Consider the following 19,547-nt stretch of genomic DNA (forward strand, 5'->3'; position numbering starts at 1 on the left):
AGGACAGTGTGAGCAAGTTTGGAAATGACGGCACAGGCGCCGTGAAGAAGGCCGTCGTTCTGGCCGCCGGGCTGCTGTTCGGCGCGGGCGCCGCGACGGCGCAGACCACCCTGGCCGAGGCGTTGGCGAACGCATATGTGGAGAGCGGGCTCATCGAGCAGAACCGGGCCGTTCTCCGCGCCGCCGACGAGGACGTGGCACAGGCCGTGGCGGCCCTGCGGCCCGTGGTCAGCTGGAGCAGCAACATCCGCAGGTCTTTCGGCACGACGGGGGCGGACCAGACGTCTTCCCTGACCGGGCAGACCTCTTTTGTCGAACGGTCCTCGGTCGATCAGACAACCGGCATCAGCCTCGCGGCCGAGCTTGTCCTCTATGACGCGGGCAACCGTCGGCTGAACATCGACCTCAGCAAGGAATCCGTGCTGGCGACCCGCGCCGATCTCGTCTCGGTCGAGCAGCAGGTGCTGCTGCGCGCGGTGCAGGCCTTCATGGAGGTGCGCCGAGCGCTTGACCAGGTTGAGCTGCGGCAGAACAACACCCGCGTCATCACCCAGGAACTGCGCGCCGCGCGCGAGCGGTTCGAGGTGGGCGAAGTGACGCGGACCGATGTGGCGCTTGCCGAGGCGCGGCTTTCCGGCACCCGCAGCGCGCTTGCCGCGGCACAGGGCCAGCTGGAACAGGCCCGCGCGGAATACGAAGCTGCGGTGGGCGATGCGCCGCAACGCCTTGTCGCACCACAGGGTCTGCCCAGCATTCCACCCTCGATCGAGCAGGCGCAGCGGATCGCGCTGGCCAATCACCCGGACTTGGAGGCGGTCCAGCACAACGTGACAGCCGCCGAGCTTGGCGTGATGATTGCCGAGACCGCCAGCAAGCCGACCGTCTCGCTGCGCGGTGAGTACGGCATCACCGAGAACTTCGACAACGACGATTATTCCCGCAGCGGTACGATCACGCTGGGCGCCAGCGGCCCGATCTACCAGGGTGGGGCGCTGCCCTCGCAGGTCCGCCGGGCGCGGGCCCAGCGGGACCAGGCGCGCGCCGGGCTGATCAACACCAGTCGGGCCATCGAGCAGCGCGTGACGAACGCCTATGCTTCGCTGCGTGTGGCGCGTGCCAGCATCCAGGCGACGCGCGACCAGGTCCGGGCCGCCACGGTGGCCTTCGACGGCGTGCGTGAAGAGGCCACTCTGGGTCAGAGGACCACGCTAGACGTGCTCGATGCGGAGCAGGAACTGCTCGATGCGCGCAACACGCTGATCTCGGCCCAGGTGGACGAGACAATTGCCGCCTATGCGGTGCTTTCGGCCATCGGCGAGCTGACGGCACGGTCGCTGCAGCTCAACGTGCCGATCTACGATCCCTCGGCCTACTACTCGCTGGTCAAGGATGCGCCCGCGGGCCTGTCCAGACAGGGGCGCGAGCTGGATCGCGTGCTCGAGGCGATCGGGCGCTGACAGCGCCTGGCCGTGTTGTGCCCTTCAGCCTCTTGCGGTTAGACTACCGCAAGAGGCGAGAGCGGTGATAAAAAATGTCTGACCCGGTGACGAAGGTGGGGATCGAGGATGTGCTGTCCTCCATCCGCAGATTGCTGACGCAGGATGCGCGGTTTGCCCCCGACGGCGAATTCGCGACGCGCAAGAAGAATGACGGATCGCTCGAGAGGCTGATCTTGGGCCCGTCGTATCGCGTGCCGGAGGAAACGCTCGAAGCCGAGCAGAAGACCGGCGGTCCCGTGGGCATGCTCGACAGCGTGGTCGAGAACGAGGTGGGCCGTGTCATCGGTGAGATGGCCGACGCCCCCGACGAGGCGGACGCGCCCGCAGTGGACATTCCCGAAGCGCCGATGGTCCATGTCTCCGAAGAGCTTCCCGGCAACGAGGGCTTTGCCAGCAAGGTTGCGGCGCTGGAAAGCGTGCTCAGCCGTCAGACCCCGCGCGAAGGCTGGCGCGACGATCTTCCCGAGAACGAGGCCGAGAATGCCGGCTTCGTGACCGAGGGAGGCGACGCGCTTTGGGCGCGGCCCGAGGCGATCCCGCAGGAACAAGCCGGGGCAGGGGTGCCGGAGGCACATGCACCGCAGCCGGCGGGGCCCTACACGCCGCCTCCGGAGGCGCTCGTCGCCAGCCCCGAGCGCGATGAGGCAGCCGCCACGCAGAGCGCGGCAATTGCCACGCCGGAGTTGCCGGATGCCGAGGCGCTGCGCCCGCTCGTGGAGCAGGTGCTGCGGGAGGAGCTGCAGGGGGAGCTGGGTGAGCGCATCACCCGGAACGTGCGCAAGCTCGTGCGCCGCGAGATCCGCCGTGTGCTGCTGAGCGGCGAATATCACTGAGCCGATCGTGACGACCGGCCAAGAAAAAATGCGCCCCTGATCGGGGCGCATTTTTTGTTTTTGGCCAAGCCACCCGGGATCAGGCGGCTTCGGCCTGCTGTGCTGCGTTGCGACGCTCGCTTTCCTCACGCGAGAGTGCGACCGAGGTGCGGACACCCTTGGAGACGAACTCCATCAGGCCACTCACCACGCGCTCGGTGGGGTCGATGCCGGCGCAGGACAACACTTCACGCCCGTCGCGCGACCGCGCCCAACGGGCGATCTGCTCGGGGCCATTGCCATATTTCTTGTCGTCGGCGATCGCATCGTCCAGGGCAGCCAGGACAACCGCAGCAAAAAGCTTGCGCGCACGATTGCCTTGCTCCGCATTGAATGCGGTGCCGTCAACAGAATCCTTCATAATTCGACCTATCGTTATTGCTCTTGTCTTTTCCGGCGTACGGCGCGTTATGGAGCATTCGCCCCGATTCTGATACACCGAAAGTGCAAGACACCATTGCGTTCATTGCATAGCTTTCGCGCGAAGCTGCAGAGATGCGGTCGACTTGTCAGTCGGATGCTTGCCAGATATAGGGGCGCTCAACATGCCATCAACCTTTCGCCACGGTTAAGCCAAATGCCCAAGATCAACGGAAACGAAATCCGACCCGGCAACGTTCTCGAACACAGCGGCGGTCTTTGGGCTGCTGTGAAGGTCGATCACGTGAAGCCGGGCAAGGGCGGGGCCTTCGCTCAGGTCGAACTGCGCAACTTGCGTAACGGTTCCAAGTTGAACGAACGTTTCCGCAGTGCCGACAAGGTTGAGCGCGTCCGGCTCGAGCAGAAGGACATGCAATTCCTCTACGAGACGGACGGAATGCTTGTTTTCATGGACACAGAGACCTTCGAGCAGGTCGAACTGCCGGCCGAGATCCTTGGCGAACGCCGCCCCTTCCTGCAGGACGGCATGACGATCGTCGTGGAATTCTACGAAGCCGAGGCGCTCAACGCGACGCTGCCGCAGAAGGTGACCTGCACCGTGGCCGAGACCGAGCCGGTCGTGAAGGGGCAGACGGCGGCCAACAGCTTCAAGCCGGCAGTGCTCGACAACGGCGTGCGCATCACCGTGCCGCCTTTCGTCGGACAGGATGAGGCCATCGTCGTAAATACCGAAACCATGGAATACGCCGAGCGCGCCTGACCTCGTGAAACCGGGGCAGGGACGCGCGTCGCCCGCTCCGACAGGTAGAATTGACAGGGGCGCCCGCCTGATCGCGGGAGCCCCTTTTTACTTGCTGGTAGCTTTCTAGAGCTTTCCGGCTCAGGCGCCGACCGAATCGAGCAGGCGCTCGACCATGCCGCGGTAGCTCTCGCCGAAAAGCCGCAGGTGCGTCAGCGCGGGCCAGAGCTGGTAGACCGCCGTGCGCTCGGAGCGTTCCGGCTCTTCACTGCCGTAACCGTCCCAGAAGGCGGCGTCGGGCGTGCCGAAGAGTTCCAGCATGGCAAGATCGACCTCGGCGTGGCCGTGGTAGCAGGCGGGGTCAATCAGCCAGGCCTCCTTGCCCGAGAACAGCGCGTTGCCCGACCACATGTCGCCGTGCAGCAGCGCGGCCTGCGGTTTCTCGGGCAGGCGGTCGCCCAGCGTGCGGGCGAGCGTATAGACCCGGGCGGCCAGGTCGCGCGGGATGCCCTCGGTCATGGGCATGAGCCGGTTCTCGGCCCAGAAGCTGGGCCAGTCTTCCTGCGCGCCGTTGAGCATGGGGACGCTGCCGAGCGAGTAGTCCTCGATCCAGCCGTATTCGCCGCTTTCGACGTTGTGCAGGATGCGCAGGCCCTTGCCGAGTGCCTTCCAGCCCGCCGGCGAGGCGCCGGTTTCTTCGAGCCAGTCGAGGCAGAGCAGGCGGCCCCCCTGGTGGAGAACGGTCGGCACCGGTGCGCCGGCGACAGACATGGCCTGCAGCATGCGCGCCTCGGTGCCCACGTAGGGTCCGCGCTTGACGGCCAGTTCCTGGCCGTCCTCGAGCCGGACGTGCAGCACCTCCGAGATGTCGCCTCCTTGAACCGGCTTCGTTTCGGCCACTTCTGACCCGAAGACGGCCGCGACCTCGGCGTACCAGCTTTCCTGAAGTTCGGTGGTCATGGGCGATAATCCACGCGGGCCTCGCCGGCGCGCATGTCCTCTCCTGCGCGGTCGAAGCGCAGGTATGCGATGCCTGCGCCCTCCGCCTGGGTAAACAGTTTGCCCGCGGCCTTGCCGCCGGCGTCGATTTCGGTGCCGACCGGCGCGCTGCCTTCCACGTCGACACGGGTCAGGCCCTTGCGCAGTTCCGTCTTGTGCTTCATCCGGGCGGTCACTTCCTGACCAACATAACACCCCTTTCGAAAATCCACACCCGAGAGACGTTCGAATCCCGCTTCGAGAATGAAGCTGTCGGGCGTGAGCTCGATGCCGGCCTCGGGAATGCAGGCGGCGACGCGCAGCGCGTCCCAGTCCGCGTCCTCGGCCGCTTGACCGTCGTAGCCACGCCAGCCCATGCGCGGGTCGCGCGGATCGGTGAAGGCACCCTCGGGGGGCACGCCCGTGCCCCGGCTGACGGTAATGTCGGTCTCGGTGATCTCGACCTTGGAGCGGAGCTTGTACATCATCAGCGCCTTTTTCAGGTCGGCAACCTGGGCGCTGGACACGTCGAGAAGGATGTCCTCTCCGCTGGGCACCAGAAAGAAATCGGCACGGTACTTGCCTTGCGGGGTGAGCAGGGCGGCATAGACCATGCCATCCTTCAGCCGGTCCACGTCGTTGGTGACAAGTCCCTGCAGGAATGGTCCTGCTTCCGGGCCACTGACCCGCAGGATGGTGCGTTCAGTTTCCGACATGTCCTCTCCTCTTTCCGGGTTTTGTGACATATAGGGGCGTCGGAGACCAGCTTACAGGCCATCACTTGCCCCGAACGCGCGCCCCGATTTCCGTCATCATTCCAACTCTCAACGCGGAGACCGTGCTTCCCGTTGCGCTGAACGCCCTCTTCGAGGGGCTTTCGGCGGGACTGATTCGCTCGCTGGTCGTCAGCGACGGCGGATCACGCGACCGCACGCTTGATATTGCGGAGGAAGCGGGGGCCCGGATCGTGACGGGGGCGCCCTCACGCGGTGGCCAGTTGTGCCGGGGCGTGGCCGCCGCGGCCGACGCCGAATGGCTGCTGGTGTTGCACGCCGATACCGTGTTGCCGCCGCGCTGGTCGGACGAGGTCGACGGCGTACTCGATGCGCCCGGCGCCTGGTACTGGCGCCTGCGCTTCGATGCCGATGGCATGGCGCCGCGCGCGGTCGCCGGCTGGGCCAACCTGCGGTCGCGGCTGTTCAACCTGCCGTATGGCGACCAGGGTCTGCTGATCGATCGCGCAACCTACGAAGCCGCCGGCGGCTATCCCGACATCCCGCTGATGGAGGACGTGGCGCTGGCCCGCAGGCTCGGCCGCAGCCTGCGGCCCCTGCAGGGCGTGGCGACCACGAGCGCCGAGAAATACCGCAGGCAGGGGTGGCTGCGACGGGGCGGGCGCAATCTCTCGACGCTGACGGGCTACCTTGCCGGGCGCGATCCGGAAAGACTGGCGGCCCGCTACCGGCGCTAGTCCTCGGGGCTGTCCTGAAGCTGAAGCCGCTGCAGGTCGGCATAGGCGCCGCCGCGGGCGACCAGATCGGAATGGGTGCCCTGTTCCACCACCTGCCCGTTGTTGAGCACGATGATGTTGTCGGCGTTGCGCACGGTGGACAGGCGGTGCGCGATCACCAACGTCGTGCGGCCCACGCTGAGCCGTTCCAGTGCCGCCTGCACGATGGCCTCGGAATGCGTGTCGAGCGCACTTGTAGCCTCGTCCAGAAGCAGGATCGGAGTATCGCGAAGGATCGCGCGGGCAATGGCCACACGCTGTCGCTGACCGCCGGAAAGGCTGCTGCCGCGGGGGCCGACGGGCGAATCCAGGCCCTTTTCGAGCCGCGGCAGGAAATCGGTCACATGCGCCGCATCGAGCGCGGTTTGGAGCCGTTCCTCCGAGACGTCCTCGGAGCCCAGCAGGATGTTCTCGCGCAGGGTTTCGTCGAAGAGCAGCGCATCCTGGCTCACCACGGAGATCATGCCGCGCAGGTCGGCAAGGCGCATGTCGCCGACGCGGCAGCCGCCGATCATGACCTCGCCGCTGTCGGGGTCCACGAGCCGTGTCAGCAGGTTGAAGACCGTTGACTTGCCTGCGCCCGACGCACCGACAAGGGCGGTGGTCTTGCCAGCCGGGGCCTCGAGGCTCAGCCCCTGCAGGACCGGCATCCCGCCGTAGTTGAGCCGCACGTCGCGCAGGGCGATGTCCGGCACGCCCTCGGGCGCCTTGACCGGGTGGTCGGGGTCGCGCAGGGCAGGGCGGGTTTCGAGGATCTCGCGGATGCGCTCGATGCTGGCGGCGGCCACCTGCCAGACGCCCGACACGTTGCCAAGCCGGCGCAGCGGCTCGAAGGCGAGGCCGACGGCAGTGAAGAAGGACATGAAGTCGCCCACGGTCTTCTCGCCCGAGATGATCTCGCCGCCGCCGAGCCAGAGCACGGCAAGAAAGCCCACCCCCGACATGATGTCGATCAGCGCCGGAAGCGAGGCCGTGCCCGCGGTCGAGAGCGTCTCCATCCGCACACGTTCGTCCGTCAGGGCCTGGTAGCGGTCGCTCTGGTAGCGTTCCAGCCGGTTCAGCTTGACCGGGATCACGCCGAGGAAGGCCTCGTTCAGCCGGTCGGAAAGCCCTGCCGCGATATCGCGCGTGCGCCGGGCGTTGCCGCGCACGAAGCGGTGCAACACCGCTGCAGGCAGGATCAGGAGCGGCACGCCGACAAGCGCGATCAGCGTCCAGAGCGCATCGATCGACATGGCGACCCCGAAGAGTGAAACGAGCGCGATCACGTCGCGCCCGGCCCCGGTAATGATGGCGTTCCAGACCTTCTGGATCGCGCCCACGTCGCCTTCGACCCGCTGGATCAGGTGGCCGGGTCCGTGAACCTGGTGATAGGACACGTCCAGCGTCAGCAGATGGCTCAGCATGTCGTTGCGGATGTGGGCCAGGCTGAGCTGCGAGAGCCGCGTCAGCAGCACCTTCTGGATGACGCTCGCCACGCCGCGTGCGCTGAAGATGGCCAGCACCGCGAGTCCGACCCAGATCAGCGCCGAGGCATTGCCGCCGACAAGCACCTGGTCGAACATCGGCTTCATGATCCAGCTCAGCATGCCGAACATGCCGCCCTCGATCGACATGAAGACCATGGCCACGGCCATGATCTTCCAGTGGCGGATCAGGTAGTTCCGCCACAGCCAGAGGAACAGGTCGCGGGGTGGGCGGCTCGTCTCGTCAGTCAAGCTTCAGCTCTTTCGCGATCTCAGCGGGTGTGCGGCGCTCCACGAAACCCGCCTGAATGGGATTGGCACGGTATTCCCGGCGGATCCAGTCCTCGAACCCGATCTCGCCGTACGCCAGCCGCGCCTCGTAGATGTCGAGGATGTAGTCCTGGACCCCGGTCTTGGTATTCTTGAGGTGGATGTACTTGAGGCCGAGCTGCTTGCGGGCGACCTGCACCGGCAGGTCCTCGAAGATCATGAGGTACATCGCCGCGACGAAGCCGGCCCGGTCCGCGCCCGACTTGCAATGGAAGACCAACGGCTTCTCGGCGGCGCGCAGCGCGTCAAGCACGCCCAGGAGACGGGACCGCGGGGCCGCCTTGCGCGCCCAGAGCTTCGCGTTGACCAGCTTAAGCCCCAGCTTGCGGCAGCTCTCTTCCTCGAAGAGATAGTGCGCGCGCTTGTCCTCCCCGCGCAGGTTCACCACCGTGCGGATGCCCATGGCGGCGTACTTCTCGAACCGTGCGTGGGTGGGCTGGTTCGACCGCCAGACACCCGGTGCCACCTGCCAGAAATTGGTCCAGAAGGTCCGCAGGAAGGCGTGGTCGAACACGTGGTAGTGGAAGCGCGACCAGCGGCGCGCGGACGGATCCGTGATGTCGGTCCCGAAGGAGCGGCGGACGCGCCGCTCGGCCTTGTCGAGCCGCGACCAGAGTTTCGGCAGCATGGCACGCTTCCTGTTGTCTCGAGCGGGCGGTCTATCCGGATGGGCCAAGGCTGGCAAGCGCGCCATTGACGGAGCGGGCTTCAGGCGTATTACGGGCAGGCCGCCATCTCGCGGCGCTGCGAAGGAGAACGAGATGTCGCTGGCCCATGGACGCACCTACCTTGCCATTCCCGGCCCCTCGGTGATTCCCGACGCGGTGCTGCAGGCGATGCACCGTGCGGCGCCCAACATCTACGAGGGCGCGCTGCCCGATCTGGTCGACGGGATGATCCCCGAACTCAAGGCCGTGGCCCGCACCAATGGCAAGGTCGCGATCTACATCGCCAACGGCCACGGCGCCTGGGAAGCGGCGCTGTCGAACACCGTCGCGCCGGGCGACAAGGTGCTGGTCTGCGCCAACGGCCGCTTCGGTCACGGCTGGGCCGAGATGGCCGACTGCCTCGGGATCGAGACCGAGGTCATGGATTTCGGCCGCCAGTCGCCCGTCGATCCCGACCGCGTGGCCGAGCGCCTGCGCGCCGACACCGCCCACGAGATCAAGGCCGTATTGGTCGTGCACGTCGACACCTCCAGCTCCGTCCGGAGCGAGATCGCGCCTGTCCGGGCGGCGCTCGACGATGCCGGCCACCCGGCGCTGCTTATGGTCGATTGCATCGCCTCGCTCGGCTGCGACCGTTTCGAGATGGACGCCTGGGGCGCCGACCTCATGGTGACGGGCTCGCAGAAGGGGCTGATGGTGCCGCCGGGCCTGTCCTTCGTCTTCTTCAACGACCGCGCCGCCGAGGCCCGCGCCCGCCTGCCGCGCGTCAGCCGCTACTGGGACTGGTCCCCACGCTCGGACCCGGAAGCCTTCTACCAGTACTTCGGCGGCACCGCGCCGACGCATCACCTCTATGGCCTGCGCGCCTCGCTCGACCTGATCGGGGGAGAGGGGCTGGAGGCGATCTGGCGCCGGCACGCGACGTTGGCCCGCGCGATCTGGGCCGCGGCCGAGCGCTGGGGCGAGGACGGGCCGATGCGGCTCAATATCGCCGATCCGGCGCAGCGCAGCCACGCGGTGACGGCCCTGCGTCTCGGTGCGCCGCTGGGATCGAAACTGCGGGAATGGACCGACCGGCAGACGGGCGTGGTGCTGGGCATCGGCCTCGGCATGTCCGAGCCCGACGACCCAAAGGGCACCGGCTTTTTCCGCTTCGGCCACATGGGCCACGTCAACGCGCACATGGTGCTGGGCCTGCTGGGCACGGTCGAGGCGGGGCTCAAGGCGCTGTCGATCCCCCACGCCCCGGGCGGCGTCGCCGCGGCGGCCGAGGTCGTGGCCGAGGCGAGCATGGCCGCCGAGCAGCCGGACTGGCAGGACACCGCCGCCGAGTGAGCGCCTAGCCGCGCGGGGTCTCGGTCCGATCCGGCCGGCCCTTGCCGCGGCGGATGACCTCGCGCTGCCGCCGCGCGCGGATCGGCCCGAGACGCGTGATCGCGTGGTTCAGCACCACGGCCAGCAGCAGGACGGGAAAGAAACCCCATGTTGCCCAGATCAGCGCGAAGACCCAGAGCAGGTTGACAAAGATCAGGACAAGGCAGGCGCGGGTATAGTCCTCCACGCGTCCCGGGAACTGGCTGTTCATCGGAATGATCCTCCGACAGGTCTCTATACGAGGTCCTAACGACGCGGCGGGCAGAAAGGCTGCACCGCGCGGCAAATCAAATGTGCCCCGCCCCCGCGATTGCCGCAAGACGGGGCAGCAGTGCCCTTCTCAGCCCGCTTCCTGAGCACGCATGAGCGCGCGCGGCAGGGCGGTTGCAAGGGCATCGAGGTCGGCGGGCGTGCCGGCCGAGATCCGGATGCAGCGGTCCAGCGGCGCCACGCCGGGCATCCGCACGAAGATCCCCTCGTCCAGAAGCGCACTGAGGACCTTACGCGCAAAATCGCCGTCCCGCCCGCAGTCGATGGCCACGAAATTGGTGGCCGAGGGCAGGGGGACGAGCCCGTTTTCGATGGCGATCTCGCCTATGCGCGCCTTGGCCTCTTCGACAAGGCGCAGGACCTCCTCCAGCCAGGTGTCGTCGTCGAGCGCGGCCAGCGCGCCGACCTGCGCGGGGCGGTTCATCTCGAAGTGGTTGCGGACCCGGTCGAAGGCGCGGATCAGCCCCGGCGCGCCGATGGCATAGCCCACCCGTGCGCCCGCCATGCCGTAGGCCTTGGAGAAGGTGCGGAAACGGATCACGCGCGGATCGTCGAAGGCCACCGGCAGGGCCGTGCCCTCGGGGGCGAATTCGATATAGGCCTCGTCCAGAGCAAGGATGCAGCCCTCGGGAAGAGCGGCCAGAGCGCGTTCAAGCCCCTGGCCCTCGTGCCAGCTGCCCATCGGGTTGTCGGGATTGGCAAGGTAGACGATTTTCGCGTCGACCTCGGCGGCCTTGGCGAAAAGCGCCTCGGCATCCTCGCGGTCGTCGCGGTAGGGCACCTTGTGCAGCTCTCCGCCAAAGCCCACCACGTGGTAATTGAAGGTGGGGTAGGCGCCCTCCGAAGTCACCACCGCGTCGCCGGGCGCCACCAGCAGCCGCACGAGGTTGCCCAGCAGGCCGTCGATGCCCGCGCCGCCCATCACGAGGTTCTCGGGCGCGCACCCCAGACGTTCCGACAGGGCACCCTTCAGGTCGTGCTGCGTGGCGTCGGCATATTTCCAGACGTCGGCGGCCTCGTCCTGCATGGCGGCGATGGCAAAGGGCGAAGGGCCGAAGACGGATTCGTTCGCGCCGAGCCGGGCCGAGAACCGCGCACCGCGGTCGCGCTCCATGCCCTCGGGGCCGACGAAGGGCACGGTTTCGGGAAGGCGGGCGATCAGGTCGGTGAAGCGGGGGCCGGTCATGGATGAAATATGCAGCAACTCTGGGATGGCGCAACGACGATCTGTCGCCGCTGCGGAAGGGTCATAGAGTGGCGGCCTTGCCGGAAGGTTTCGACGGGCGCAAGAGGGCCCGTCATGCGGTTCAGCGGGTGATGACCGGCGCGGTTCCGACGGTTGTGTCGTCTTCGAGCGCGGAGACGAGGTAATGCGCCACGTCCGACCGGCTGATGAGCCCCATGCGCCAGTCCGCGGGATCGGTCAGCACCTTGTAGCGGTGCGTCGCGCTGCCGTTGGTCAGGATCACCGGCCGTACCAGCGTCCACCGCAGGGCCGAGGCGCGGATCATCTCTTCCTGACGGGTCTTGTCGGCGTAGGGCTTGCTGAAGATCACCGAATGGCCCAGCCGCTCGACGCTGCTCAGCGCGCTCCGGCTGTCGCCCGCGCCGATCCCTGTCACGCAGACAAGCCGGTCGGGGCCCTGCGATTCCATCAGCGGGATCAGGACCGATGTCGCGTCCGAGAAAAGCGTCACTTCCTGCCAGAGCATGGAAAAGCTCTCGTTGATGCCGAGCGCGAGGATCACCGCGTCGGTGCCCTCGAGCGCGCGGGCGACGTCCGCGGGGTCGGTGGCATCGCCTGCGAAGGGTTCGAGCCCGCGTTCCGGCGCGATGTTGTCTGCGCTGCGCGAGAAAGCGCGCACGCTGTGGCCGCGCCGCAGGGCTTCGCCCACCGCCGCGCGCCCGATGCCGCGGCTCGCTCCGATCACCAGGATGTGCATGGGTCACCTCCGAACGTGCTGGTCCTGCCCCTCGACATAGGTTGACCCCCCGGTGGCGACAGGCCAGTTTCGCGCGAATTCCGAAAAGAGGCCTCCATGTCCCGCACCCCGCCACCCTTCGCGCCTTTCGAGTGGATGATCGCCTGGCGCTATCTGCGCGCCCGCCGCGCCGAGGGCGGGGTCAGTGTCATGACCTGGATCAGCCTCATCGGCATCACCCTCGCGGTCTTTGCGCTGGTGGCGACGCTGGCGGTGCGCTCGGGGTTCCGGACCGAGTTCGTGAACACGATCCTGGGCGCCAACGCCCATGTCACCGTCTACCCGACGAGCAGCCGCGACGAGGCGGGGCAGACAGTGCGGCTCATCCCCGACTACGACGAAATGGCAGTCCGTGTCTCCGAAGTGTCCGGCGTCACCCGCGTCGCACCGCTGGTGAAGGGGCAGGTCATGGCGGCGGCAAACAGCCGCAACGCGGGCGTCGAGGTCTTCGGCATCGCGCCGGAGGATCTCTCCGACATCCCGGCCGTTGCCGACCCCGAGACCGGGCGCGGGGATCTTTCGCGTTTCGGCGAGGGCATCGCCATCGGCTCGGGTGTGGCGCGCGAACTGGGCGTGGACGTGGGCGACGACGTGCGGCTGATTTCGCCCGACGGGGTCAAGACCGCCTTCGGCACCAGCCCGCGGATCAAGGCCTACGAGGTCACTTACGTCTTTACCGCCGGGCGGCTCGATATCGACCGCACACGGGTCTACATGCCCTTCGGCGAGGCGCAGCTCTACTTCAACCGCGAGGGGGCCGCGGATGAGCTCGAGGTGATCGTGTCGAACCCCGAGGAGGTCGGCGCGCTCACCGGGCCGATCCAGCAGGCCGCGGGTGCGGGCACGCTCATCTGGACCTGGCAGGACGCCTCGGGCGCGGCGTTGCAGGCCATCGCCATGCAGGACAACGCGCTTTTCATCCTGCTCGCCATCCTTGTGCTCATCGCGACCATGAACATCATCTCGGGGTTGGTGATGCTGGTGAAGAACAAGGGCCGCGACATCGGCATCCTGCGCACCGTCGGCCTGACCGAGGGCGCGATCATGCGCGTCTTCTTCATCGTCGGCGCTTCGATCGGAGTGATCGGCACCGTCGCGGGCGTGGCGCTGGGCGTGCTCTTCTCGCTCAACATCGAAAGCGTCTATGCCGTGGTCGACCTTGTCACCGGCAGCGGGCGCGATGCGCTGGAACGCTCGGGTTTCTTCTTCCCGCCGGCCGAACTGCGCTGGGGGGACCTCGCCAGCGCGGTGGCCCTCTCGCTGGGGCTCAGCTTCGTCATCACAATCTTTCCCGCCCGCCGCGCGGCGCGGCTGAACCCGGTGGAGGCGCTGCGCTATGAGTGAGACCGTCCTGAAGCTGAGCGGCATCGAGAAGGCCTACAAGCGCGGCCTGCCCGGCGAGGTGCATGTCCTGCGCGGCGTCGATCTGGAGATCGCCCGGGGCGAGGTGACGGCGCTGGTCGCGCCCTCCGGCGCGGGCAAGTCGACCCTGCTGCACATCGCGGGCCTGCTCGACCAGCCCGACAGCGGCCGCGTCGAGATCGCGGGCGAGCCCATGCAGGATGCCGCCGACCGCCACCGCACCCGGGTGCGCCGCGGCGCCGTGGGCTTCGTCTACCAGTTCCACCACCTGCTGCCCGAGTTCACCGCGCTCGAGAACGTGGTCCTGCCGCAGCTCGCCGACGGCACGCCGCGCCGCGCGGCCGAAACCCGCGCGAAGGAGCTGCTCGACATCGTTGGCGTGCTGCCGCGTGCCGATCACCGTCCCGCGGCGCTTTCGGGCGGTGAACAGCAGCGCGTCGCCTTCTGCCGGGCCATGGCCAACACGCCGAAGCTGCTGCTGGCGGACGAGCCCACCGGCAACCTCGACCCCGAGACATCGGACCGGGTCTTCGCCGCGCTGATGACGCTTGTGCGCGAGACGGGGCTCTCGGCCCTCATCGCCACGCACAACCTCGAGCTTGCCGCGCGCATGGACCGGCGGCTGCACCTGGAAACCGGCCACCTGCGCGAGGCCTGACGGCAAAGGTGCGCCGCGCGACCTTCTGCCCCCTGTTTCCGTCTGCTACCGGCGTGATTCAGGTCAAGGCGACATCGGTCGGCGCCTGAGATCCTGCCGGCCAGACATGATGACACGAGAGGGAGGATCAAGATGTACAGGATCATGACCGCCGCCTGCGCCGGGGCGCTTGCCCTCGTCGCCTGCACCCAGGCCGAGATGCCCCAGCCGCAGGACGGCCGCGCGCTCTACATGCAGTACTGCGCCGCCTGTCACGGGCCCTCGGGCACCGGTGGCGGTGACTTGGCCGAGGAGATGGGGCTCGCCGCCGCCGACCTCACCCGCATCGCCGCGCGCAACGACGGGACCTTCCCGCGCGCTCAGGTTCTGTCCAAGATCGACGGCTATACCCACGAGGCCTACGACGGCCCGGGCATGCCCGAGTTCGGGGCGCTGCTGCAGGGGGACCTGATCCCGCTCGACACCGGTGACGGCACGCAGACGCCCACGCCGCGCCGCATGGTGGCGCTGCTGGAGTATCTCGAGAGCATCCAGACCGCGCCCTGACGCCTTGCCGTGCCCCCGCCGCTGGGGCATCAAGGGGCTACAAGGAGCCGCCATGCGCCAGTTTTCCGCCCTCGCAGGGGTGCTCGGCCTCTGCGCCTGCACCCAGTTCCCGGAGCTCGACGCGACGGCGACCCCCGGCGTGTCCGAGGCACCCTATCCGGAACTGCTGCCGCTTTCGGGGCTGCTGGATGCCCCGCCGCCCCGGGCGACGCCCGAGGTGGCCGAGGGGGTGGATGCGCGGACCGAGGCGCTGCGCCGCCGTGCGGATGCGCTGAGGGGCGAAGTGATCGATCCTGATGCGCGATCGCGCCTCGATGCCGGTGTCGACGCCTCCTGACCGCGCGTGGCGTTGCACATCCGGGGCGGGGGGGCTAAGCCCGCCAAGACCAACAAGCACAGGAGTGGGACAGCATGACGGAACCTTTGCGCCTTGGAATCGCGGGTCTGGGCACCGTCGGTGCCGGGGTCGTCAAGATCGTCCGGCAGAAGGCCCAACTCCTTGCCGACCGCAGCGGCCGCCATGTCGAGATCAGCGCCGTCGCCGCCCGCAACCGCGACAAGGACCGCGGCGTCAGCCTCTCGGACTACGCCTGGGAAGACGACGCGGTAGCGCTGGCCACCCGTGACGACATCGACGTCTTCGTCGAACTCATGGGCGGCAGCGACGGTCCTGCCAAGGCCGCGACCGAGGCTGCGCTCAACGCCGGCAAGGACGTGGTGACCGCCAACAAGGCGCTGCTGGCCTACCACGGTCAGTCCCTTGCCGAACTGGCCGAGACCAAGGGCGCTGTGTTGCGCTTCGAGGCCGCCGTCGCTGGCGGCATCCCGATCATCAAGGCGCTGACCGAGGGGCTTGCCGGCAACGACATCCTGCGCGTCATGGGCGTGATGAACGGCACCTGCAACTACATCCTGACCCGCATGGAAGAGGCGGGGCTGACCTACCAGCAGGCCTTTGAGGAGGCAGACAGCCTCGGCTTCCTCGAGGCCGACCCCGAGCTCGACGTCGGCGGCATCGACGCGGGCCACAAGCTCGCGCTGCTCGCCTCCATCGCCTACGGCACGCAGGTCAACTTCGAGGCGGTGGAGCTCGAAGGCATCGGTCGCGTCACCATCGAGGACATCCGCCAGGCCGGCGACATGGGCTTCCGCATCAAGCTGCTGGGCGTCAGCCGCATGACCGGGCGCGGTCTCGAACAGACCATGGCGCCCTGCCTCGTTCCCGCGACCTCACCGCTGGGTCAGCTGTCGGGCGGCACCAACATGGTGGTGGTCGAGGGCGACCAGGTCGGCCAGATCGTCATGCGCGGCGCCGGTGCGGGCGAGGGGCCCACGGCGAGCGCCGTGATGGGCGACATTCTCGACATCGCACGCGGCACGCGGCTCTCGACTTTCGGTCAGCCCGCCACCTCGCTGAAGCCCTGCACGCCCGCCCGCGCCACGACCTCGGCGCCCTATTACCTGCGGATGTCGCTGCTGGACAAACCGGGTGCCTTGGCGCGGGTCGCCACCGTGCTGGGCGAGGCGGGGATCTCGATCAACCGCATGCGTCAGTACCGCCACGACGAGAACACCGCGCCGGTCCTGATCGTCACCCACAAGACGACGCGCGCCGCGCTCGACGACGCCATTTCGGCGCTGCCTGCCACCGGAGTGGTCTCCGGCGAGCCGGTCGTGCTGCGCATCGAACAGGTCTGAGCGGATATCGGCCGTGCCGCTCTTGTAACGCGGCACGGCAGCGGGCTAGATCGCAGCAAGTGGCCATTTGAAGGATTTTCCCATGTCGACCCCCACAGATTTCAATGACCGCATGCTTTCACTGGGCCTTGCCCGGGTCGCGGAACAGGCCGCCATCGCCAGCGCCGAATGGGTCGGTCGCGGCGACGAGAAGGCCGCCGACCAGGCCGCGGTCAACGCCATGCGCGAGCAGCTGAACCTGCTCGACATCAAAGGCGTGGTCGTCATCGGCGAGGGCGAGCGCGACGAGGCGCCGATGCTCTACATCGGCGAAGAGGTCGGCAACGGGAACGGCCCGGGCGTGGACATCGCGCTCGATCCGCTCGAGGGCACGACGCTCACCGCCAAGGACATGCCCAACGCGCTGACCGTGATCGCCATGGGCCCGCGCGGCTCGATGCTGCACGCTCCCGATGTCTACATGGACAAGCTGGCCGTGGGGCCGGGCTACCCCGAGGGCGTGGTCTCGCTCGACATGTCACCCTCCGAGCGCGTCACCGCTCTGGCCAAGGCAAAGGGCTGCGAAGAGCGTGACATCACCGTCTGCATTCTCGAACGGCCCCGCCACGAGGAGATGATCGCCGAGGTCCGCGCCACCGGCGCCGGGATCCGGCTCATCACCGACGGCGACGTGGCCGGCGTCATGCACTGCGCCGAACCGCAGGTGACCGGCATCGACATGTACATGGGCTCCGGCGGCGCGCCCGAGGGCGTGCTTGCTGCCGCGGCGCTCAAGTGCATGGGCGGGCAGATCTTCGGCCGGCTCCTGTTCCGCAACGACGACGAGAAGGGCCGCGCCGCCAAGGCCGGGATCAGCGATCTCGACAAGATCTACCGCCGCGACGACATGGTCACCGATCACGTGATCTTCGCCGCCACCGGCGTCACCAACGGCTCGCTCGTGCCGGGCCTCAAGCGCGAGGTCGGCTGGATCACCACCGAGACCATCCTGATGCGCTCCAAGACCGGCTCGGTCCGCCGCGTGATCTACCGCAACCCTTTCCAGCACAGCACCTGATCGGAGGGCCCGCCGGCGTGCCCATGCAAATGCGACAAGGTGCGCCGGAGGCGCCGTGAGCTTTCTCGGCGTCGAACAGTCCCTGACCGGGCGCCGCTGGATCGGCCCGGCCCCCGAGCATGACCGGCAGGCCGAAGCTCTGCTTCAGGCCTGCGACCTGCCGCGTCCGCTCTGCGCCGTCCTCGCCCGTCTCGGCGTCCTGCCCGAGACGGCTGACGGTTTCCTCGAGCCCCGCCTCAAGGATCTGCTGCCCGACCCGCGGTCGCTCCTCGACATGGAAAAGGCCGCTGCGCGCTTCCTGCAGGCGGTGAAGCGGCGCGAACGCATCGCCATCTTCGCTGACTACGACGTCGACGGCGGCGCCTCGGCCGCGCTGCTGATCGACTGGCTGCGCGCCATGGGGCGCGAGGCCACGCTCTACATCCCCGACCGCATCGACGAGGGCTACGGCCCCAACGTGCCCGCCATGCGCGACCTCGCCGCGCGGCACGACCTGATCCTCTGCGTCGACTGCGGCACCCTCAGCCACGAGCCCATCGCCGCCGCGCAGGGGGCCGAGGTCGTCGTGCTCGACCACCACCTGGGCGGCGAGACGCTGCCCGACTGTCATGCCGTGGTGAACCCCAACCGACAGGACGAAAGCGGCGATCTCGCCCATCTCTGCGCCGCCACGGTGGTCTTCCTCATGCTGGTCGAGGCAGGCCGCCAGCTGCGCGAGGCGGGCGCGAAGGGCCCCGACCTCATGTCCATGCTCGACCTCGTGGCGCTCGCCACCGTGGCCGACGTGGCGCCGCTCGTCGGCGTGAACCGGGCGCTGGTGCGGCAGGGACTCAAGGTCATGGGGCGGCGCAGCCGCCCGGGCCTCGTGGCGCTCGCCGATGTCGCGCGCCTCGACACCGCACCCGCGGCCTATCACCTCGGCTACGTCCTCGGCCCCCGCGTGAACGCCGGCGGCCGGGTGGGCGAGGCCGACCTGGGTGCCCGCCTGCTGGCCTGCACCTCCGAACACGAAGCTAGGGCGCTGGCCGACAAGCTCGACCAGCTCAACACCGAACGGCGCGAGATCGAGGCCGCCGTGCGCGCCGCCGCGCTCGAACAGGCCGAAGCCCGCGGGCTCGACGCGCCGCTCGTCTGGGCGGCGGGCGAGGGCTGGCACCCCGGCGTGGTCGGCATCGTCGCCTCGCGCCTCAAGGAGCTCACCAACCGCCCGGCGGTGGTCATCGGTCTCGACGGGGGCGAGGGCAAGGGCTCGGGCCGCTCGGTCGCGGGCGTCGACCTCGGCGCGTCGATCCAGAAACTTGCCGCCGAGGGCGCGCTGCTCAAGGGCGGGGGGCACCGCATGGCCGCGGGCCTGACCGTCGCCCGGGACCAGCTCGAACCGGCCATGGAGCGCCTGACCGAGCTTCTGGCCAAGCAGGGCGCCGGCACCGCCGGTCCGGCAGACCTGCGCATCGACGGCATGATGATGCCCGGCGCCTGCAACGTGGACCTTGTCGAACAGCTCGACCGCGCCGGTCCCTACGGGCAGGGCGCCTCCGCGCCGCGTTTCGCCATCACCGATGCACGCGTCGCCTATGCCCGGCAAGTGGGCTCGGGGCACCTCAAGCTGACGCTGGACGACGGGCTGGGCGCAAAGCTCGATGCCATCGCCTTCAACGCCTTTGACGGCCCGCTGGGTAAGGCGCTGAGCGCGGGGGCTGCCGGGCGATTCCACCTCGCGGGCCGACTCGAGGTCAACGAGTGGGGCGGCCGCCGCAGCGTGCAGCTGCGTCTCGACGATGCCGCGCCCGCGCAGCCGCCGGCTTGACGACCTGCCACCCAAGCCACTGGGAAACTTGCGGTAATCCACCTTACGCAAGGTCGCGAAAAAGGGATGACGATTTCCTGAATTTTTGTCTTGCGCCCTCCGGCGGTATTTCTTAGAAGGCCCCTCACCACAGCGTGGCCCGTTCGTCTATCGGTTAGGACGCCAGGTTTTCAACCTGGAAAGAGGGGTTCGATTCCCCTACGGGCTACCACTTATCCCCGTAAAAATTTGCCTATTTCGTCGCTTTGCACGACGTCATTCCCGACACCGAAGCGGCGTGTCTCGGGACTGCGCAACATTGCGTTAAGGCCCCCTGCGCTAGAAGCCCCCGAGACCTTTCCTTCATGGGC

At 68.1% G+C, this 19,547-nt stretch carries 20 protein-coding genes and 1 tRNA gene; 13 read left to right on the top strand and 8 right to left on the bottom strand.

Annotated features, from left to right (window positions below):
- The first annotated feature begins 8 nt into the window (after positions 1 to 8).
- Both C8N44_RS19480 and C8N44_RS19485 read left to right on the top strand, forming a co-directional pair.
- Positions 9 to 1,457, top strand: a complete 1,449-nt coding sequence (locus C8N44_RS19480; RefSeq protein ID WP_244641136.1) for a TolC family outer membrane protein — start codon at positions 9 to 11, stop codon at positions 1,455 to 1,457.
- A gap of 74 nt (positions 1,458 to 1,531) precedes the next feature.
- Complete coding sequence (locus C8N44_RS19485; protein WP_107978436.1) at positions 1,532 to 2,332, top strand: hypothetical protein; 801 nt, start codon at positions 1,532 to 1,534, stop codon at positions 2,330 to 2,332.
- Between the two features lie 79 nt (positions 2,333 to 2,411).
- Here C8N44_RS19485 and C8N44_RS19490 read toward each other — a convergent pair whose 3' ends face one another.
- On the bottom strand, positions 2,412 to 2,732 hold the full coding sequence (locus C8N44_RS19490) for a DUF6280 family protein (protein ID WP_107978437.1): 321 nt from the start codon (positions 2,730 to 2,732) through the stop codon (positions 2,412 to 2,414).
- Positions 2,733 to 2,948: 216 nt separating this feature from the next.
- On the opposite strand from C8N44_RS19490, the gene efp reads away from it, so the two are divergent.
- Positions 2,949 to 3,512, top strand: coding sequence for an elongation factor P (gene efp, locus C8N44_RS19495; protein ID WP_107978438.1), 564 nt, complete (start codon positions 2,949 to 2,951; stop codon positions 3,510 to 3,512).
- Between the two features lie 120 nt (positions 3,513 to 3,632).
- Here efp and C8N44_RS19500 read toward each other — a convergent pair whose 3' ends face one another.
- On the bottom strand, positions 3,633 to 4,451 hold the full coding sequence (locus C8N44_RS19500) for a fructosamine kinase family protein (RefSeq protein WP_107978439.1): 819 nt from the start codon (positions 4,449 to 4,451) through the stop codon (positions 3,633 to 3,635).
- Positions 4,448 to 5,185 (bottom strand): CAF17-like 4Fe-4S cluster assembly/insertion protein YgfZ, encoded by a 738-nt coding sequence (gene ygfZ, locus C8N44_RS19505; protein WP_107978440.1) that lies wholly within the window; start codon positions 5,183 to 5,185, stop codon positions 4,448 to 4,450. Before ygfZ ends, C8N44_RS19500 begins: the two co-directional genes overlap by 4 nt.
- A gap of 65 nt (positions 5,186 to 5,250) precedes the next feature.
- Here ygfZ and C8N44_RS19510 point away from each other — a divergent pair, with 65 nt between their 5' ends.
- Positions 5,251 to 5,940: a glycosyltransferase gene (locus C8N44_RS19510; RefSeq protein ID WP_107978441.1), complete on the top strand. Its 690-nt coding sequence runs from the start codon at positions 5,251 to 5,253 to the stop codon at positions 5,938 to 5,940.
- Here the strand turns inward: C8N44_RS19510 and C8N44_RS19515 are convergent.
- Positions 5,937 to 7,697 carry an ABC transporter ATP-binding protein gene (locus C8N44_RS19515; protein WP_244641135.1) on the bottom strand — a complete coding sequence of 587 codons (1,761 nt, stop codon included), beginning with the start codon at positions 7,695 to 7,697 and terminating at the stop codon, positions 5,937 to 5,939. The genes C8N44_RS19510 and C8N44_RS19515 overlap by 4 nt on opposite strands.
- Entirely contained in the window at positions 7,690 to 8,403 is a 714-nt protein-coding gene (locus C8N44_RS19520; protein ID WP_107978442.1) for a phosphatase domain-containing protein, read from the bottom strand. Before C8N44_RS19520 ends, C8N44_RS19515 begins: the two co-directional genes overlap by 8 nt.
- Before the next feature lie 133 nt (positions 8,404 to 8,536).
- Here C8N44_RS19520 and C8N44_RS19525 point away from each other — a divergent pair, with 133 nt between their 5' ends.
- Positions 8,537 to 9,778, top strand: coding sequence for a pyridoxal-phosphate-dependent aminotransferase family protein (locus tag C8N44_RS19525; RefSeq protein WP_107978443.1), 1,242 nt, complete (start codon positions 8,537 to 8,539; stop codon positions 9,776 to 9,778).
- Between the two features lie 4 nt (positions 9,779 to 9,782).
- On the opposite strand, the gene C8N44_RS19530 is transcribed toward C8N44_RS19525, so the two are convergent.
- From C8N44_RS19530 to C8N44_RS19540, 3 genes are all read right to left on the bottom strand, one after another.
- The gene (locus C8N44_RS19530) at positions 9,783 to 10,028 is read right to left on the bottom strand and encodes a histidinol phosphate aminotransferase (protein ID WP_107978444.1); all 246 of its coding nucleotides are present in this window, start codon (positions 10,026 to 10,028) and stop codon (positions 9,783 to 9,785) included.
- Between the two features lie 129 nt (positions 10,029 to 10,157).
- Entirely contained in the window at positions 10,158 to 11,273 is a 1,116-nt protein-coding gene (locus C8N44_RS19535) for a pyridoxal phosphate-dependent aminotransferase (protein ID WP_107978445.1), read from the bottom strand.
- A gap of 121 nt (positions 11,274 to 11,394) precedes the next feature.
- Positions 11,395 to 12,030: an NAD(P)-dependent oxidoreductase gene (locus C8N44_RS19540; RefSeq protein ID WP_107978446.1), complete on the bottom strand. Its 636-nt coding sequence runs from the start codon at positions 12,028 to 12,030 to the stop codon at positions 11,395 to 11,397.
- Positions 12,031 to 12,126: 96 nt separating this feature from the next.
- Here C8N44_RS19540 and C8N44_RS19545 point away from each other — a divergent pair, with 96 nt between their 5' ends.
- The 8 genes from C8N44_RS19545 (at position 12,127) to C8N44_RS19580 (ending at position 19,408) form a co-directional block, all read left to right on the top strand.
- Complete coding sequence (locus C8N44_RS19545) at positions 12,127 to 13,413, top strand: lipoprotein-releasing ABC transporter permease subunit (protein ID WP_107978447.1); 1,287 nt, start codon at positions 12,127 to 12,129, stop codon at positions 13,411 to 13,413.
- Positions 13,406 to 14,089, top strand: coding sequence for an ABC transporter ATP-binding protein (locus C8N44_RS19550; protein WP_107978448.1), 684 nt, complete (start codon positions 13,406 to 13,408; stop codon positions 14,087 to 14,089). The genes C8N44_RS19545 and C8N44_RS19550 overlap by 8 nt, the downstream gene beginning before the upstream one ends.
- 132 nt (positions 14,090 to 14,221) lie before the next feature.
- A complete protein-coding gene (locus C8N44_RS19555) occupies positions 14,222 to 14,635 on the top strand; it encodes a c-type cytochrome (RefSeq protein WP_107978449.1) in 414 nt (137 codons plus the stop codon).
- A gap of 52 nt (positions 14,636 to 14,687) precedes the next feature.
- Positions 14,688 to 14,972: a hypothetical protein gene (locus C8N44_RS19560; RefSeq protein WP_107978450.1), complete on the top strand. Its 285-nt coding sequence runs from the start codon at positions 14,688 to 14,690 to the stop codon at positions 14,970 to 14,972.
- Between the two features lie 74 nt (positions 14,973 to 15,046).
- Positions 15,047 to 16,333 (top strand): homoserine dehydrogenase, encoded by a 1,287-nt coding sequence (locus tag C8N44_RS19565; RefSeq protein WP_107978451.1) that lies wholly within the window; start codon positions 15,047 to 15,049, stop codon positions 16,331 to 16,333.
- 82 nt (positions 16,334 to 16,415) lie between these two features.
- Positions 16,416 to 17,390: a class II fructose-bisphosphatase gene (glpX, locus tag C8N44_RS19570; protein WP_107978452.1), complete on the top strand. Its 975-nt coding sequence runs from the start codon at positions 16,416 to 16,418 to the stop codon at positions 17,388 to 17,390.
- A 55-nt stretch (positions 17,391 to 17,445) separates the two neighbouring features.
- Positions 17,446 to 19,197: a single-stranded-DNA-specific exonuclease RecJ gene (recJ, locus tag C8N44_RS19575; RefSeq protein ID WP_107978453.1), complete on the top strand. Its 1,752-nt coding sequence runs from the start codon at positions 17,446 to 17,448 to the stop codon at positions 19,195 to 19,197.
- A gap of 136 nt (positions 19,198 to 19,333) precedes the next feature.
- Positions 19,334 to 19,408: transfer RNA gene (locus C8N44_RS19580), tRNA-Glu, on the top strand.
- Positions 19,409 to 19,547 lie beyond the last annotated feature (139 nt).

The sequence above is a fragment of the Allosediminivita pacifica genome, from assembly GCF_003054175.1.
Taxonomy (GTDB): Bacteria; Pseudomonadota; Alphaproteobacteria; order Rhodobacterales; family Rhodobacteraceae; genus Allosediminivita; species Allosediminivita pacifica.

Excerpts from the sequence above, each read along its gene's own strand:
- C8N44_RS19490 (WP_107978437.1), bottom strand. The coding sequence starts at position 2,732 with ATGAAGGATTCTGTTGACGGCACCGCATTCAATGCGGAGCAAGGCAAT.
- C8N44_RS19555 (WP_107978449.1), top strand. The coding sequence starts at position 14,222 with ATGTACAGGATCATGACCGCCGCCTGCGCCGGGGCGCTTGCCCTCGTC.
- C8N44_RS19520 (WP_107978442.1), bottom strand. The coding sequence starts at position 8,403 with ATGCTGCCGAAACTCTGGTCGCGGCTCGACAAGGCCGAGCGGCGCGTC.
- C8N44_RS19565 (WP_107978451.1), top strand. The coding sequence starts at position 15,047 with ATGACGGAACCTTTGCGCCTTGGAATCGCGGGTCTGGGCACCGTCGGT.
- C8N44_RS19540 (WP_107978446.1), bottom strand. The coding sequence starts at position 12,030 with ATGCACATCCTGGTGATCGGAGCGAGCCGCGGCATCGGGCGCGCGGCG.
- ygfZ (WP_107978440.1), bottom strand. The coding sequence starts at position 5,185 with ATGTCGGAAACTGAACGCACCATCCTGCGGGTCAGTGGCCCGGAAGCA.
- C8N44_RS19530 (WP_107978444.1), bottom strand. The coding sequence starts at position 10,028 with ATGAACAGCCAGTTCCCGGGACGCGTGGAGGACTATACCCGCGCCTGC.
- C8N44_RS19560 (WP_107978450.1), top strand. The coding sequence starts at position 14,688 with ATGCGCCAGTTTTCCGCCCTCGCAGGGGTGCTCGGCCTCTGCGCCTGC.
- C8N44_RS19500 (WP_107978439.1), bottom strand. The coding sequence starts at position 4,451 with ATGACCACCGAACTTCAGGAAAGCTGGTACGCCGAGGTCGCGGCCGTC.
- C8N44_RS19525 (WP_107978443.1), top strand. The coding sequence starts at position 8,537 with ATGTCGCTGGCCCATGGACGCACCTACCTTGCCATTCCCGGCCCCTCG.
- C8N44_RS19550 (WP_107978448.1), top strand. The coding sequence starts at position 13,406 with ATGAGTGAGACCGTCCTGAAGCTGAGCGGCATCGAGAAGGCCTACAAG.
- C8N44_RS19545 (WP_107978447.1), top strand. The coding sequence starts at position 12,127 with ATGTCCCGCACCCCGCCACCCTTCGCGCCTTTCGAGTGGATGATCGCC.
- C8N44_RS19485 (WP_107978436.1), top strand. The coding sequence starts at position 1,532 with ATGTCTGACCCGGTGACGAAGGTGGGGATCGAGGATGTGCTGTCCTCC.
- glpX (WP_107978452.1), top strand. The coding sequence starts at position 16,416 with ATGTCGACCCCCACAGATTTCAATGACCGCATGCTTTCACTGGGCCTT.
- C8N44_RS19535 (WP_107978445.1), bottom strand. The coding sequence starts at position 11,273 with ATGACCGGCCCCCGCTTCACCGACCTGATCGCCCGCCTTCCCGAAACC.
- efp (WP_107978438.1), top strand. The coding sequence starts at position 2,949 with ATGCCCAAGATCAACGGAAACGAAATCCGACCCGGCAACGTTCTCGAA.